At 57.7% G+C, this 15467-nt stretch carries 13 protein-coding genes; 2 read left to right on the top strand and 11 right to left on the bottom strand.

Annotation, left to right across the window (positions count from 1 at the left end):
- Positions 1-14 precede the first annotated feature (14 nt).
- Positions 15-957 (top strand): IS630 family transposase gene (locus tag ACQR07_RS10075; protein ID WP_434902130.1). Its coding sequence is split into 2 segments (ribosomal slippage): positions 15-350 and positions 352-957, totalling 942 coding nucleotides; the frame shifts between segments, so codons are not numbered across the junction.
- Between the two features lie 185 nt (positions 958-1142).
- On the opposite strand, the gene ACQR07_RS10070 is transcribed toward ACQR07_RS10075, so the two are convergent.
- Positions 1143-1286, bottom strand: coding sequence for a hypothetical protein (locus ACQR07_RS10070; RefSeq protein WP_434902129.1), 144 nt, complete (start codon positions 1284-1286; stop codon positions 1143-1145).
- Positions 1287-1408: 122 nt separating this feature from the next.
- Positions 1409-1897, bottom strand: coding sequence for a cyanase (cynS, locus tag ACQR07_RS10065; protein ID WP_434902295.1), 489 nt, complete (start codon positions 1895-1897; stop codon positions 1409-1411).
- 1076 nt (positions 1898-2973) lie between these two features.
- On the opposite strand from cynS, the gene ACQR07_RS10060 reads away from it, so the two are divergent.
- Positions 2974-4686, top strand: coding sequence for a methyl-accepting chemotaxis protein (locus ACQR07_RS10060; RefSeq protein WP_434902128.1), 1713 nt, complete (start codon positions 2974-2976; stop codon positions 4684-4686).
- 365 nt (positions 4687-5051) lie between these two features.
- Here ACQR07_RS10060 and ACQR07_RS10055 read toward each other — a convergent pair whose 3' ends face one another.
- The 9 genes from ACQR07_RS10055 to ACQR07_RS10015 all read right to left on the bottom strand — a co-directional run bounded on the left by ACQR07_RS10055 (position 5052) and on the right by ACQR07_RS10015 (position 15130).
- Positions 5052-6032 carry an MBL fold metallo-hydrolase gene (locus tag ACQR07_RS10055; RefSeq protein ID WP_434902127.1) on the bottom strand — a complete coding sequence of 327 codons (981 nt, stop codon included), beginning with the start codon at positions 6030-6032 and terminating at the stop codon, positions 5052-5054.
- Positions 6033-6220: 188 nt separating this feature from the next.
- Entirely contained in the window at positions 6221-6928 is a 708-nt protein-coding gene (locus ACQR07_RS10050; RefSeq protein ID WP_434902126.1) for a c-type cytochrome, read from the bottom strand.
- Positions 6912-8189, bottom strand: coding sequence for a sulfite dehydrogenase (soxC, locus tag ACQR07_RS10045; RefSeq protein ID WP_434902125.1), 1278 nt, complete (start codon positions 8187-8189; stop codon positions 6912-6914). The genes ACQR07_RS10050 and soxC overlap by 17 nt, the downstream gene beginning before the upstream one ends.
- A 37-nt stretch (positions 8190-8226) precedes the next feature.
- Positions 8227-9924 carry a thiosulfohydrolase SoxB gene (gene soxB, locus ACQR07_RS10040; protein WP_434902124.1) on the bottom strand — a complete coding sequence of 566 codons (1698 nt, stop codon included), beginning with the start codon at positions 9922-9924 and terminating at the stop codon, positions 8227-8229.
- Between the two features lie 585 nt (positions 9925-10509).
- Entirely contained in the window at positions 10510-10803 is a 294-nt protein-coding gene (locus tag ACQR07_RS10035; protein ID WP_434902123.1) for a hypothetical protein, read from the bottom strand.
- A 1036-nt stretch (positions 10804-11839) separates the two neighbouring features.
- Positions 11840-12481, bottom strand: a complete 642-nt coding sequence (locus tag ACQR07_RS10030; RefSeq protein ID WP_434902122.1) for a pentapeptide repeat-containing protein — start codon at positions 12479-12481, stop codon at positions 11840-11842.
- Between the two features lie 37 nt (positions 12482-12518).
- A complete protein-coding gene (locus ACQR07_RS10025) occupies positions 12519-12959 on the bottom strand; it encodes a hypothetical protein (RefSeq protein ID WP_434902121.1) in 441 nt (146 codons plus the stop codon).
- A gap of 66 nt (positions 12960-13025) precedes the next feature.
- On the bottom strand, positions 13026-14495 hold the full coding sequence (locus ACQR07_RS10020) for a hypothetical protein (RefSeq protein WP_434870186.1): 1470 nt from the start codon (positions 14493-14495) through the stop codon (positions 13026-13028).
- Between the two features lie 26 nt (positions 14496-14521).
- The gene (locus ACQR07_RS10015) at positions 14522-15130 is read right to left on the bottom strand and encodes a hypothetical protein (RefSeq protein ID WP_434902120.1); all 609 of its coding nucleotides are present in this window, start codon (positions 15128-15130) and stop codon (positions 14522-14524) included.
- Positions 15131-15467 lie beyond the last annotated feature (337 nt).

Raw genomic sequence — 15467 nt, 5'->3', positions numbered from 1 at the left:
GGAGGCCAGCATGGATGACACGGCCCTATTCGGAAGACATTCGCGAACGCGCGCTAGCGCGTGCTGATGCAGGCGAGACGGTCCGCTCGATTGCGCAGGCTCTCCGGATCAGCCCGTCCTGCATCAGTAAATGGAAGAACCTCAGACAGCAGACTGGAGGCGTCGCTCCGGGAAAAATCGGTGGCCACAAGAAGCGGACCTTATCCGGGGCCCATGCCGAATGGCTTCGCAAACGTATCCGTTCCGGTCCATTCACCTTGCGCAAGTTAATAGCTGAGTTGGCCGAGCGTGGCATCCGGACCGATGTGCGGGCCGTGTGGACCTTCGTCCACGCCGAAGGCCTGAGCTTCAAAAAAAACGATACGGGCGGCGGAGCAGGATCGTCCTGATATCGCTCGTAAGCGATCACGCTGGAAAGCTCACCAAGGCAAGATCGATGTGTCGCGCCTGGTCTTTATCGATGAGACCTGGATCAAGACCAATATGGCCCCGCTGCGTGGTTGGGGACCGTGCGGGCAGCGGCTTGAGGCATCTGTGCCGTTCGGTCACTGGAAAACGATGACATTTATCGCAGCACTGCGCTGCGATCGGATCTCAGCACCCTGGGTCATCGATGGTCCGATCAACGGCGAACTCTTCACGCTCTATGTCGAGAGAGAACTGGCTCCGACCTTGGTCAAGGGAGATGTCGTGATTCTCGACAATCTCGGAAGCCACAAAGGAAGGGGAGCTCGCGCCCTCATCCGCGCAAGAGGAGCGCACCTGCTCTTCTTGCCTCCCTACAGTCCTGACCTCAATCCGATCGAGCAGGTCTTCGCCAAACTCAAGCACCTGATGCGAGATGCAGAACCTCGCACCATCGAAGCGACTTGGCGAAAAGCAGGAGATCTCCTCGATCTCTTCTCGGAAAAGGAGTGCGCAAACTATCTCAGAAACTCAGGGTATGTTTCCGTATAAAAACAGCATGCTCTAGGATGAGCACTCTCCACTCATCCGAGGGTGGGGCCCACGACCTTGATCAGGCCCGACGACTGTGCACTCTCCGTCGACCGCAGTATCCGTGGCCGCGATAAAAAAGCCCGCGAGATCAGAACACGCGAACAGCACGGTGTTCGCTACCTCATGCCCTCGCCCGACGCGCCCTAGCGGATGAACGTCGCGGAAAGGGTGGTTGCGGCTCCGAACGGCGCGCCCTGGATCGGGAGATCTCGCGTCCTGAGTGTCAGCTTTCTCTCGCTGACGTGGATCATGGAGGCGATAACGTCCCCAAGCTTGATATAGTCCATAAGCCGCTCTCACGTCGGTCAACAGCTACCCCGTAATGAGCGGGAACGACACCCGGGCGCTTGAGAGCGGTGCCAGGGCACAGGGGGCCTCTAGCCCGAAGGCTCGGCGTGGTTCGTCGCGTTCATTCCTCCTTGTAGCCGTACTCCTGATTGTTACCGCTTGCGTTATAGTACTTGTAAGGCAGGAACTTGCCCGACATCACGATCTTGACGCGGTCTCCCTTTGGATTCGGCAGCCGCTCCATCACCATGTCGAAGTCGATGGCAGACATGATGCCATCTCCAAACTCCTCCTCGATGAGTGCCTTCCAGGCCGGCCCGTTCACCATCACAAGCTCGTACAGCCGATAGATCAGTGGATCAGTTGGCGGCATGGTAACCCCCTCCCCTCGCATGGGCACTTCGTTCAGCATTGACTGCTCGGTGCTGGAAAGGCCGAACAAGCGTGCGGCATTCGCAGCTTGCGGCTTTGTCAACTTCATCTGCCCAAGGATGGCGCCTACGATGAGGACTTCGGAGTGCCCCCCGATCTCGTCGCATATGTGCCTCCAGCTCCAATGCTTCTCGCGTTTTATGTCGAGCAGCTTCTCAGTCAGGTCTCGGCGTTTCATTGAAGACCCCTCCAAATCTTTCATCTGTGCCTCAGCAACGACTATGCCAACTTGATCGCCTCGGCATCTGAGCGACGATCACAGCGCGTGCCATGGATGGCCGAAGGCCGCAACGCGGCTAGGACCGGCATGAAGGAGCCGAACGTCTCCCAGTGCTCGATCGGGCATTTCGCTTGGAACGCGTGTTTCAACACGAAACATTTTGAACTCGAATACTCTTGACTTGCGCCGTACTTACTTTCATTCGCCGAATGCGTGGAGCGAAGCGTTTTGAGTGTCCCGCATGACGCCAGGCGCGCCCGTGGCGCGGCGGCGAATGCCGTGTCGCTGGCGTACGGCTTGGGGCTGTTAGTTCTGTGATCCGACGTGGCTCGGCGGGCTGAAAGACGAGCAATTCGGCCAAGGAAGATCCCTCTGCTGGATGAGGACCTGCGCGCAACTAGGCGCGCATCGCCGTCAGGGACCCTCGCGGCGTACTCATCGGGTCAACGTATCGGGTGCGCTCGGAAAACTGTTCGATGGCAAACAGCCTGCGACGTTTCATCCCACCGTCTTGATTGAAAATGCCCCGTCGCCCCCCGGTTGGGGCGACGGAGCAGTGGATCCGGTCCCGGCATGGTAACCGGATCAGGGAGCCGGTTCGCCTTGGAGAGCGCGAGTGTTTGATCGAACTCATATTAGCAGCGCTCCCTGGGCTGCTTAGTCTCCCGGTAGTGCAACTGCCCTGCCAAAGTGAAACTCAGTTGGCTAATGGCATAAAGACATCTGCGGAATTCAATCCGCGCTTCCAACGCGACAAATGAACCAAGTCAGCGGGTTGGCTGGGCGCCTCAGTCCAGCAAAGTTCCGAAGCTGTACGTGGCTCTAACCGTTACATGGAAACCGACCGATCAAATCCGCACAAAGCGGACGTTTCAATTTGAAACTGCGATTGAAACAGTCGAATTTTCTTGGCTCTTCTCATTTCAACTTTGCTCGAGCGACGCCGACGCTTTTCAGGCTCTATGCTTCACACAGTCTTATCGAATGTATGGAAACGTTAGCTACCTTCACCAACACCAGAGCGGACGAAAACTATGTTTTTCAATTTTAAGATTGGCGGCCGCATCATAGTTCTGATCGTGATCAGCGTTATTGGCCTGATTGTCGTCGGCGTCATCGGAGTGCTGTCGACGTCAGCCACGCAACGGATGTTGTCTCGTACCGAACGCGATGCGCTGAAGCCGATCCAGCAGATTTCACAGCTGAACGAATCTATGCAGGAGACATTCCGCCAGGTTCTCATGGCGGTTCAGCACAACCCCGTTCTTCCGGCTTCCAAGCGCCATGACCATCCGGCGTCTTTGCATACGGACGCTCTGGAAAATGCGATCAAAACAATGAATCAGTCGCTTCGCGACTATCGGCAGTCGGACGCGGGTACACGGTTCGCCGATATCGCATCGCACGTCGAGGTTAGCGCAGCAAAGATGATTGAAAAAGGCCTCAAGCCGATTGCACAGAAAATCCTGGCGGGCGAATACGATCAAGCCGGGATTGATCTTACGACGCAGGTTCTCCCCCTCTTCAACGAGGTGAAGAAGGGCGCCGAAAGGCTGCTCGAACTGCACCGGGAAACGGCAAGGGAAATCGAACGGTCCGCAGAGGAGCAGTACACTCTAGTTTTTCGAGTTCTGATGATCAGCAGTTCTCTGGCGTTCGTCATCATGGTCGGTGGCGCTATCTTCATTGCCAGGTCGATTACCCGTCCGCTTGGCTCGCTCACGGCAACGATGACGGTCCTCGCGACCGGCGATCATTCCGCGCCGGTGCACGGTCCGGATCGCAAGGATGAGATCGGCGAGATGGCCAGAGCCGTTCAGTTCTTCAAAGACAACATGATTGAGGCGGAACGTCTTCGCAGGGAGCGGGCGGATGCCGACGGAGCGGAACGTCAGCGACGTCGAGCGGAAATGCAAGAGCTTGCGAAGCGCTTCGAGGCCGAAATCGGTGAAATCGTGAATGCCGTCTCTTCGGCCTCCGGTGAGCTCGAGGTGGCCGCTCGTGGGCTATCGAACACCGCCGAGAGCACACAACATTTGTCCGCGATCGTTTCGCAGGCCTCCAACGAATCATCAGCGAACGTTGGGTCGGTTGCTGCCGCGAGCGAAGAACTGGCCGCCTCGGTCAACGAGATAAGCCGTCGCGTGCAAGAATCCGCCGCGATCGCGTCTGTTGCGGTCGGTCAGGCTCAGAACACGAATGAGCAGGTCCATGCTCTGTCTCACGCCGCGACCCGCATCGGCGATGTGGTCGATTTGATCAATACGATCGCTGGCCAAACCAATCTGTTGGCCTTGAACGCCACGATCGAAGCCGCACGCGCGGGTGACGCAGGACGCGGATTCGCGGTTGTGGCAACCGAGGTCAAGGCGCTAGCTGAACAGACCGCTAGGGCCACGGGCGAGATCAGCCAGCAGATCGGCAGCATCCAAGCGACGACTCGCGACTCCGTTATTGCCATTCAGGAGATAAGCGCCACCATCGGCCGCATATCGGAGATAGCGACGGCAATCGCGACGGCCGTTGAGGAGCAGGAGGCCGTTACGCAAGAGGTCTCGCGCAACGTTCATCTGGCGGCGCACGGAACGCTACAGGTCGCGTCGAACATCGGAGATGTGCAGCGCGGTGCCAACGAGACCGGGTCCGCCTCCTCGCAAGTACTTCTTTCGGCCCGCGCGTTGTCCGACCAGAGCATTCGCCTGAAGTCCGGAGTTGGTACGTTTTTGAATTCGGTTCGCGCGGCCTGACATCGCGGCAAAACTCCAGCACCGGCGCGATGTGCGCCGGTGAGGATAGCTCGAATCAACAATCGATCATTCGTCGCCGACGATTCCACTGAGACGTTCGTCCGTTCGTTGAGCAACAGTACTCGCCGATTTTCGGCCCTGCGCTGGGCTAACTAACTGCGGATATCTTCACAGCAGCAATGGGCTCGACTGCCCTCGTACCATCATTGCATGATTGCTCAAGGAGGGCCGTCAGATCCTTGACCTTGGCGGGAGTCGGCATCGTTGTTTCGTAAATCCGGGCTTTGGTATTCCTCGATGCGCCGTTGCATCCCGATCAGCAATCACTTAGCCGCCACATGCGCGCATGTGACGCTCAAAATTAGTCAGCCTAAAGGCAAAAACCGATAGGCGGCGCCTTCGGCCTTCGCGATACCGTCTCCGGGATGCGGAAGGTGGAAGCCAACTATCCTTACCTTGTCGTTCGCTATCCTGTCGAGCAGACGCTTGCGGGTCTGTACCGCCATCGTCGGGTCATGATCTGTACCGCCATGCCAGTGAGGATTAGTGAACGATATCGTGCTCGACAGCACGTCGCCTGCGACAAGCACGGGATCGGAGCCGTGGTGAAGCAAAAACGAGGTGTGTCCGGGGGTATGTCCCGGCGTCCCGATCGCCTCGATGCCTGGTAGGATTTCAGCACCCGCCTTAAACAACTTCAGCCGGTCGTTTATCAAAGGAAGCCGTTTTTTGGCGCCTACGACAAATGCCTTACGATCTTCCGGAGCTTTTCCCAGCGTGTCGGGATCCAGCCAGTAGTTCCATTCCGCCTCGTTCATTCTGTACGTGGCTGCCGGAAATACAAGCTCATCAAATTCATCGGTCAAACCCCACAAGTGATCCGGGTGACCATGAGTAAACACCACATCCGTGATACTGACGGGATCAATACCCGACTCCTGAAGATTGCCAAGAAGCTTGCCCGCACTTCTCATGAAATGGGCGCCGGATCCAACATCAAATAGCACAATTCGCTGTCCGGCGCGGAGTAGCGTAACGTTACAATCCGGCTTGAGCGTATCAAGGGAAAGTTTGTTCGCTGCCAGCACCGCCGACCGTTCGGCTTCCGGAACGTTCGGGAAGCTGAAGGCTGCGGGCAACTCCAGGTAGCCGTCACTTATGACCGCAAGATCTGACGCGCCCAATGCGAAGCGCTTGAACGCTTGCGAAGAGGACGGCCATGCGGCCAATGCTGCAACGGCGCCGACGACTAACCGGCCGGCATCGCGACGCGTCAGGCAATACGGCATCTCAGATCTTCGGTTAAATGTCATGATGTCGTTCTTCGTCCTTCCGCTCGCCAGCATGCTCGACCCCGAAGTCGCTGCGGGTCCGTTGTAACCGGCGACGGCACATGTTGAAGAATTTCTCGGCCGGCGACGGCGTCCTGTACTCTTGCCGACATGGTCGTTTCTTCAAAGATGGCAGCAGCCGGCAGGAAACGTCGGGTCATCATTTAGCGCGATCACGGGTTGTCTATTGGTCCGGCTTACGCTCACTCGACCTTAGGTCCTGATTTCCCATCAGGGGTCACGTCAATCGAGATTGCCTTGCCAGTGACCTTGGGAACGCCACGGCAGTTTTTCATGCAGGGGTCCTTATTCCAGAACTTCTTTTCCGAATTTTCACGATCATCTTCGAAGAACGCGGATGCGTTCGGCAATTTTATCGAGTTGAAGTTCTTGTCGCTTAGCTCGAAATTTTCGTCCTTTATGATGTCATTGAGGTTGAGAAGATAGGCCACCAGCGCGTAAGCCTCGTCGTCAGTCAACGAACGCGCGTTTCCATATGGCATCGCCCGCTTGATGTAATCGTAGACGGTCGAGAGATCCGGCCAGAACGAGCCTATGGTCTTTTCCGGGCGATCTGCTTTCAGAGAACCGTGCCCACCGGCGAGCACAGGCCAGCGACCGGCACCCTCACCAAACTCGCCATGGCAAGATGCGCAGCGCTCCTGGTAGAGTTCATCGCCCTGCTTCACCGTGCCGCGACCCACCGGCAACCCCTTGCCATCGGGCCGCACATCATTGTCCCAGGCCGCAACTTCTTCCGGAAGAGCTTGCCGCCCCAACCCCATCTTGCTGGCAGGGTTCGCCGCGGCAGCAGCGCTGCGAGGACTTTCCGCCGAACTTGAGTTGAATACGCCGCTGACCGATACGACGAGAAAAAGGCCCGCAGAGAGCAGCTTAGACCAGCTCGACATTCTCGGTATCTCCGTTGCCGTGTACCAGCCAGGTCTGGATGCCGTTATTGTGGTAGATTGAATTGACGCCGCGTATTTTCCGGAGTTCATCCTTACTTGGCTGCACGTACCCGGTCGAATCTATGGCACGCGATTGCACCATCAGCTCTTCACCATTCCATTCAAAGTCGACGTAGAATCGCGTCAAGGACTTGTCGAACACCGGGCCGTCGATGCGCGCCGTCTGCCAATTGCGGCCTCCATCAACGGATACGTCTACCCGCTTGATCGGGCCGCGCCCTGACCAAGCGAGTCCACTCAGAACGTTACGCCCCCTGAATCTGAGCGGAGCCTGCGGCGATGGATTCGTCACCACCGACTTGGCATCCATAATAAAGGTATGTTTACGTGATCTGCCATCGGCCAGCAGGTCGGTATACTTCGATGTCTCTTCGCGCGTCTGCCAGGGCAGGTCTCCGACCTCGATGCGGCGCAACCATTTCACCCAAAGGTTTCCTTCCCAACCCGGGATCACCGCCCGTAACGGGTAGCCTTGTTCGGGGCGGAGCGCCTCACCGTTCATTCCGAACGCTATGAGCACATCACTCAACGCCTTTTCGATCGGGAGTGATCGGTTCATACCCGAAGCATCGCTACCCTCGAGCATCAGCCATTTGGCGTTGGGCCGCAGGCCGGCTTCATCGAGTATCGCTTTCAGCGGAACACCCGTGTACATCACGTTGTGGACCATTCCGTGTGTAAACTGGCAACCATTCAACTGAGCGCCGCGCCATTCCATTCCCGAATTGGCCGCACATTCAAGGAAGTATATCCGGTTCGTGCGGGGCATCCGCTTGATGTCGTCCATCGTGAACACCAACGGCTTTTCGACGAGTCCGTTAATCATCAGGCGGTGTTTGGCCGGATCGATCTCGGCAATTCCCCCGTGATGTCGTTCGAAGCACAGCCCCGATGGAGTAATGATTCCGTCCATTTCATGGAGGGGCGTGAAGTTCACCGACGATTCGGCAGACGCCGTTAGCCACGAGACATCGCGCCTGATCACATTCTTCTCGAACTTCGACGGCGATCCGTAGGGACGCTTATCTACACCGTCGCCCAGATGGCGCTGCCAGTCCTGCACTTCCGTGATGAGCGGATCGGGCTTGGCGGCGGCTTCCGCCGCCGCATTCCGCGGCACTGCAATCCCAGCTCCGGCAACTCCGGCAGCAGACAAGAAGCTGCGGCGATTGACGAGATTTCGCAATAGCTTCTCATTCATGGAGCTTCACCTTTCTTCATCGCATGATTTTGCCGGCTCAGGCCCCAATGACGCGTACGGCTGAACTGGGGGAGATGTTGATCGCCTTTGCTTTCGAGACGTGCGATGCGAGTACATCCCAGATTGGCGGCCCTTGCGTACCTTCATTGATGCTGGCCCAGCCGGCCACCGAATACGTCCTGGCCGCGTCGACCGGCTGTCCGGTCTTCAGGTGCGTCATCTGCGAGATCCTCGATCCCATCGGCTTGGAAATATCGATCGCGTAACCAACCCCTCCGATGCGAACCATGTCGCCGCCTCCCTGAAAGTACGGATCGGGATGGAAGATGTTGTCCGCGATATCCTCCAGCGCGTCCTTCAGCTGCAGGCCGGTCATCTGGTTTCGATAGCAGTTTGGATAAGTGATTGCGGTTGCGTTGGTAATGTGCTCCCATGTAATCGTTTCACCCGGAAGCAACGTTCCACCCCACCTGAAACCTGGCGACAGCGCAATTTCCGCATCGCGCTCGGAAATCATCGCTTCACAGATCAAGTCGTCGAACGTCCCATTGAAATTTCCCCTCCGATAAAGCAACGACTCAGTTTTCCCGATCGGGCGGGCTAGTTCCTTCGCGAACGGGGCACGGATATTCTCGACCAGGGACGCCATCATCGGATCGGGTTTGATCGCGTCAGAGAATACCGGCATCAACTTGAAGCGAACGCCGGCAACCTTTCTGTCTTTGATGTCGACGTCGAGCCGTGACACAAACTTGCCGTGTGAGCCCGCCGCGACCAGAACCGTATTTCCCACCCGCAGCAACCCCGGCATCGCGTCATGGGTGTGAGCAGTCAGAATGACATCCAGACCCTTCACGCGTCCGGCAAGCTTCCGATCGACGTCGAATCCGTTATGAGAAAGTAGCACGACGACGGACGCGCCAGCCCCGCGCGCCTCCTCCACCTGCTTTTGCAGTTCTTCCTCGCGAATTCCAAATTCCCATTTGGGAAACATCCATCGCGGATTTGCCACTGCAGTTCTCGGCAATGCCTGCCCAATCACTGCAACCTTAACTCCGCCGCGTTCGAACATCTTGCGCGCTTCGAAAACGGGCTCTTGCCATTCACTATCGCGGACGTTCTGCGCCAAAAACGCGAAAGGAGCCTTCTTCGCGATCTCCATTACGCGTTCAGCGCCGTAGGTGAACTCCCAATGCCCGACCATGGCATCGACGCGAAGCGCCGAAAGCACGTCGACCATGTCCTGCGCCTTGGTCTGTAGCGAGGTCCAACTACCCTGCCAGCTATCTCCGCCGTCGAGCAGCAACACGTTGTTCTCGCCGCGCTCGGCCCTCACCGCCGCGATCAGTGACGCGACGCGATCCATGCCGCCCATACGCCCGTAGTTTCTGGCGAGCGAGACGAAATCGTCCGACGTCAATGCAAACGCATCGGGAGACCCAGCCGCAATCTTGAAATACTTCTGGAATTCAGCGTCCGTGATGTGTGGCGGTTGCCCTCTGGCCTCACCTACGCCGAGATTGACGGACGGTTCGCGGAACTGCAGCGGCATCAGCTGCGCGTGCGTGTCCGCGACATAGAGGATAGTCAGCGTACCAAGCGCATCGAAGCGAAGGATGTCCGCCTGCGTCAGACGCTGCTGAGCTGCGACTTTGCCGACTGAACCGACGCCGCCACCAATCAGCATGGCGGAAGCGGCCGCAGTCGCCTGAAGGAATTCGCGTTTCGATATCATGCTTGCTTCGTACCTCGGTAGCCACGAAGGATGATTACGTGAAGACCAATGACGGATGTGCCGAGCAGCCGCCCCATCAGATACCTTCGCTTCATCGAGCGCTCCGCCCCCTATTCCCCTCAGGCAACGCAGCAATCCGCATGCCAACGCGATCGCTGCCGGCTCGGGCCTCGCGGTGAGCGGTTACGGGAAGAGACTGCGCCAGCCTCATCCCGCCAGCGCGCGCTTTCGATCCCGCTAACAAGGGGGAACAGGCGAGCAGCGGTCTCGCGCCGCAGGGCACATCGACGCAGTTTGTGGCTACCCCCATTCCGAAAACAGGATCTTCGCCTCGTTTCACCTGGAACGACGAATTTCAAGCTGAAACACGGAACACTGAACACTGAACCACACCTGTCGCCCCTGGCGATTCTAAACGAACCCGACGCTTGAAACACCTGCCGGCGGCTCCGGCGTTTCTCGACCCACAGTTACGGAGAGCGAGACGGCCGCTCTCCATGCAGGCGAGAAGGCCCCTTAAATTTTTCGTCCACTTTGGCGAAAGAATAAAGCTCGTGGTGTTCTTTCAGTGTGAGGACAACGACCTCAGGGTGCACGATTTGATGGGCTCTCAACCTTCTCAGCCAACTTTCCGAGCAGCCCCCAGAAAGCCGCGTCATCGATATAGCCGGTGATGCGCCCAACCTCGCGACCACGGTCAACCACAACAAACGTCGGCGTATATCTCACAGGTCGTTGCAGAACGATATTGCCCTGGCTGGGGTCGTAAATTCTTATGCGCCGCAGAGGCATCAACCGAGCTTCTTCGGTCTTCTCATAGATCTTGCCGATATCCTCGTCCCATCGGCGACACCAGGGACACCCCTCCTGCTCGAACATGACAAGTTCAGCCGCGCGAGCGACGTCACAAGCCGGGAGACCGGCCAGCAATAGCGTTCCCCACAAGAACAGTAATTTCTTGCAACTGCCAAATATCATCGGTCACACATACTCCAATTCGGACGTGAGTTGAATAAACGTGCTTCGCCGGTCATGTTTCCGGTGCGTCGCGGTCCGGAGACGGCAACAGCGTCAATCATTACGGAGTACGCTGGCGTCAGGTCTTGCCCCTATCAGTCGAGAGCACCCGACCCGAACCTGGATTTCAGCGTATTTCTGCTGCCGCTCCTTCGGATAGCCTTTGTGCTCGTCGAGATGGGCGCCAGCTCCTTCTGCGAGGCCGGGCGCAGGCGCTCTCGCACGAGCCGACCTTCGGCACGATAGAACGCCAGCCCTCCGGAATAGCTTCGGAACTCGGCGTTGCGGTAGCCTCGGCGGCGACGGAGCCGGTAGAAGCCGCGGTCTGCACCGGCGCGATTCTCGGATCCCCCTATTTCGGCTTCTTCTCGTTCTCTTCGTCAGCAACTGATCGACCTCTTCCGACTCTTTCGGCTTATCCCGCGGCAATACGGCTTTGTTGACCTCGGCCTTCCGCCTGACGAATTGTAGTGATTCCACGGAACAATCGGTGTCCGGGCCAGGCGGCAAGTCTGCCCCCCCCCGTTGCAACGACGCCAGTTCGAGGCCAACTTCGATTGCCGACGCACCGATGGCGTCATCTGCCTCTTCGGTCTTGAGTTGAAGCGCAAGTGCGATTGATGCGGCAGAACGCCGGAGCCGCCGCAAACGCTTTTGCTCGCCGATCTCCGTCACGAGGTTTTTCCTGCGCCGCTTGCGCTCCGCCCTGCGGCCGAAACACCTTCAATCGCCACCGGCATGATCCCGGACTAGCCGCCGATCCGCAGAATCTCGAGAACTCCGACCAGTACGCTATGGGGCACGGCCCGGTCGTGCGCGCAGAAGGATGTGGCATAGCAAATTAGGCCAAGTGAACGACGTTAAAAGCCACAAGGCCGATAGTTCGCGTCCAATCGCTTTATTGGTCTCGTGACCAGCAGGGTCCGCTGGTGTGTCCTGGACAAGTGGTACTTTCGTCTGAAATCACGCCAAATGCGTCAACTTCAGCCACGTCGGCCGACGTAAGATCCGCCGAGACAAGGTTCGCTCCCCTAAGACTGGAGAAGAACAGCCGAGCCGAATAGAGATCGCTCCCCCGGAGAACTGCATTGCTCAAGTCGGCACCTTCCAGGTCAGTCTGATTCAGGTGCGCACCGACAAGACTGGCGGACTTGAGGTCAGCGCCAGCCAACGAAGCCATCATAAGATGCGCCTCATCCAGCGTTGCGTTTCGCAGCCTGGCACTCCTCAGATTGGCGTCAGCCAGGATCGCGCCGCTCAAGTCTGCACCATCAAGAATGGCGTTCTGAAGATCCGCACCAGTAAGCGCCGATCCTTTGAGGTTCGCTCCAGGGAGACGTGCTCCCCGAAGGGATGCGCCGATCAGGTTGAGGCCCGACAAGTCCACTCCGGCGAGATCACAGCCCTTGCACGCGTTGGTGCTCAGAAGCTGGTCGCGGGCAGTTGCGTTTTTTTCGTCGGCCGTCACGACGCTGGTAGAGGCCAGCACGATCAGAGCACTGAAACGGCCAAGATGGCTCATATAGGCGATCCGACTCATGTCTACCTGCCCTGGTATCCGACCGACATTGAACGACTCAATGTCTCCCCAGCTGAAACCGCGCTTGCAGCGGCTCTTCGTCAGGCATCGATATGTCAAGAATGACACGCATTTCGCCATTCACGATGCCAGGATCGCTTCCGCGCATTTCGTTCTTTGCAGCCGGAGTTAGCAAGACAACCAGCCGCTTTTCGCCGACCAAGATCGTTGCCTTTCCGGAGAATTTCTCGGTCGGGACGGCCGTGTTGCCATGATCGGTCACCCAGACATGGATGGCGCCGCTCTCCGACGTGAGCTCCAAGTGATGGTTACCTGACGCGCGGATTTGCCCGCCATGGTCGCCTACCATAGCTGCCATCTGCTCGTCGGTGTGAGCTACTGCCGAGTTTCCTGCAAGGTGGATTGAGCCAGCAACCAACGCTAGCGCAACCAAGATGCGATAAACTCGAAATTTCCCGTTTCTATCCAACGCGAACATAGAGATCTCCTCGGGCGGTGTGGATTGACTAACCCGCCAACACGGTCGGCGGGTTAGCCGGCGCAACTAGACGGACGTACTGCGAGACGCCTTCATACCTTCCCAGGATTCCGGCACCACGACGTGATCGTGATGCCCGGCAGCGCTCGGTAGACGTGCGACAACCTCATTGGAGTCAGCGTGGATAACGACGAGACCGGATTGGCCGCCTTGGTTCCCACTATAGACCGTGGTCATATACTGGCCGTCAACGGTACAATCACAGGTGTGCGGGTCGGGACCGGTGTCCCACTTCGCCACAACCTGCCACGTCTTCGGGTCCACCTTGCAGATAAACCCGTTATTTGGCTTGCGCGCCCAAATCGTAAAGAAAGCCCAGCGAGAGTCGGGCACATTGCCCATGTGAAGCGGAAGGTATTTGTTCCCGAACCCTTCCACGAAGTTTTCCTTCTTCCACTTGCGCGGGTCCGGATCCTCAGACCGGTATACAGCGATATTGTTCTGGAGCACGTTGTTGCATGCCAAGAAGTACTGTCCGCTCGTGATAAAGCCCGCTTCGTGCAGCGGGGTAAGCACAGCCGGAAGAGAGAACGTCCAGGTGTATCCCGACTGCTTGACCAGCGGAAAGTTATCCGGCGATCCCTTGGCCGTCGACAACATCGCGAGCGGCTCCCAGGTCTCGGTATTGACGATCACACAGCAGCCGTGGCGACGGACCAGGATAGCGCCCAGGGGCAACGTCGGATGCCACGTAAAGGCATCCACAAACACGGCGGTCGGATCGGCCGGCATCAACTCCTCACCAAGCATTGCCTCGTGAGAGGTCTTCATACCTTTCCGTCCCTGGAAATCGAACTTCTGGGTCGAACTGTCGGGGAAGACGTGAGCGACATTGACTTGACGCGCTATCGGATCGTAGTCCACGCGAAACGCCTTGACGATCTTGGGATTGTCATCGATCGTCGTGATCAACACCATATCCTTCTGGCCGTCGGCGAAGGCTACATATTTCTGCGCATTGGCCCCTACTCCGATCGACACGTGAACGCCCAAGGCCATACCCGTGGTCGCGGAGATGTCGTTTACGACTCGAATCGAATTTTGAGTTCCTGATCCGTCGTACCGCATCTTGAACATCTTGAAGTCACCGCGATCGCGCCACTGCGGCGAATTTTCGTTCACGTAAGGTGCACCCGGCGGCTGCATCGTCTGATAGAAGTCAAATCCCTTATACGGGTCCGCTGAGGGCATCGCGGCGATGTGGTGCGGGATTGGCATGTCGATGCCATGCAGGCCATAGTTGTACCAAGCCAACGTTTCCGGGCCGGCCAGATCGAGTGCGCCCACCGTGCCGTTATACTTGCCCGGAAGCAGGATGACATTCCCCTTGAACTTGCTGAACAGGGAATGTTGCGCTTCCTTGGACATGTCGCCCACGGCACCGAAGGCCTTGGACGACAAGCCCGACCCACCCATCATGGCGGCTGCCGCGCCTGCGCCCATACCGCGCAGATAGTTTCGTCGTGAAATGCTCATGCTTGTTTCCTCAGAAAACAGTTGCTTCAGATGTCGCCACGATTCCAGGCGTGCTGTCCGATAAAAACCTTCTCGACATTGCCGTCCGCACCAATGAGGTAGCTGGTCGGCAACCCTCGAAATCCAAGTCGATTGGACAAGCCCGCTGGACTGAGGGCGTCATTTGGAGCGACGAACATCGACGCCGTGAGATTGTTTTCGCGCTTGATCAAGGTAACCGTCCGGACGGTTTCAGCTATTGCTGTACCGGCGCCACCCTCAAGGGCAACGCCGACGGTGTCCGCATTGATGAACATCACTTGCGTATTCTGCTTTGCACCCTCGACTGCCGCCAAAATTTTGCCGAGTTCGCTTACGGAGGCCGGCGCCGCCGAAATGAAGAACGTCACCAGGGTGCGTTTGCCCTTGATCGCTGAGGCAAAGTCGACTTTCTTGGATGCCTCATCGAACACGTCAATGTCGGTCGGAAAGGCGTCTCCCTGCTTCAGACCGGTCGGAAAGACTTGTCCTCCAACTTGGTCCGCCGACGGAAATATCCCATCCTTGCTGTCGGCAAGAACTTGTGTGCCAGCCGCTAGCACCGAGAGCGTCGCGATAACGATAAGCCGCCGTACAGAACGGCTCAAAGGCACCATGCGAATACACCCCTTCTCAAAACAATGCCGTCGCATCTCGAGCTTCCCTCCTCCGCTATTTCTTCATTCCCCAATCGCCGCCCCTTGAACAAAGGCGGGCTGATCGCAGCTGCCATGTTGCAAGGGCCATACCACGGTGTATTTCAAACCATCCACTAGGCGACCAGCGCAGAGTCGCGCGTTTTGCGATCGCAGAGGGACCCTCGGACGATTGGGGCTTGCCGTCCATGCTGGAGCGGCATCAGCCGTGGCGCCGTCTCGTTCCAATCGAAACGACACCTCGTTTCAGAGTGAACCGCCAGGCGCAATCGGAATAGCGTTCGCTAACTCGAACGAG

The sequence above is a fragment of the Bradyrhizobium sp. HKCCYLS20291 genome (assembly GCF_051167715.1).
Lineage (GTDB): Bacteria > Pseudomonadota > Alphaproteobacteria > Rhizobiales > Xanthobacteraceae > Bradyrhizobium.
The sequence above is the reverse complement of the archived record's forward strand: the minus strand, read 5'-3'. Positions and strand labels throughout refer to the sequence as shown.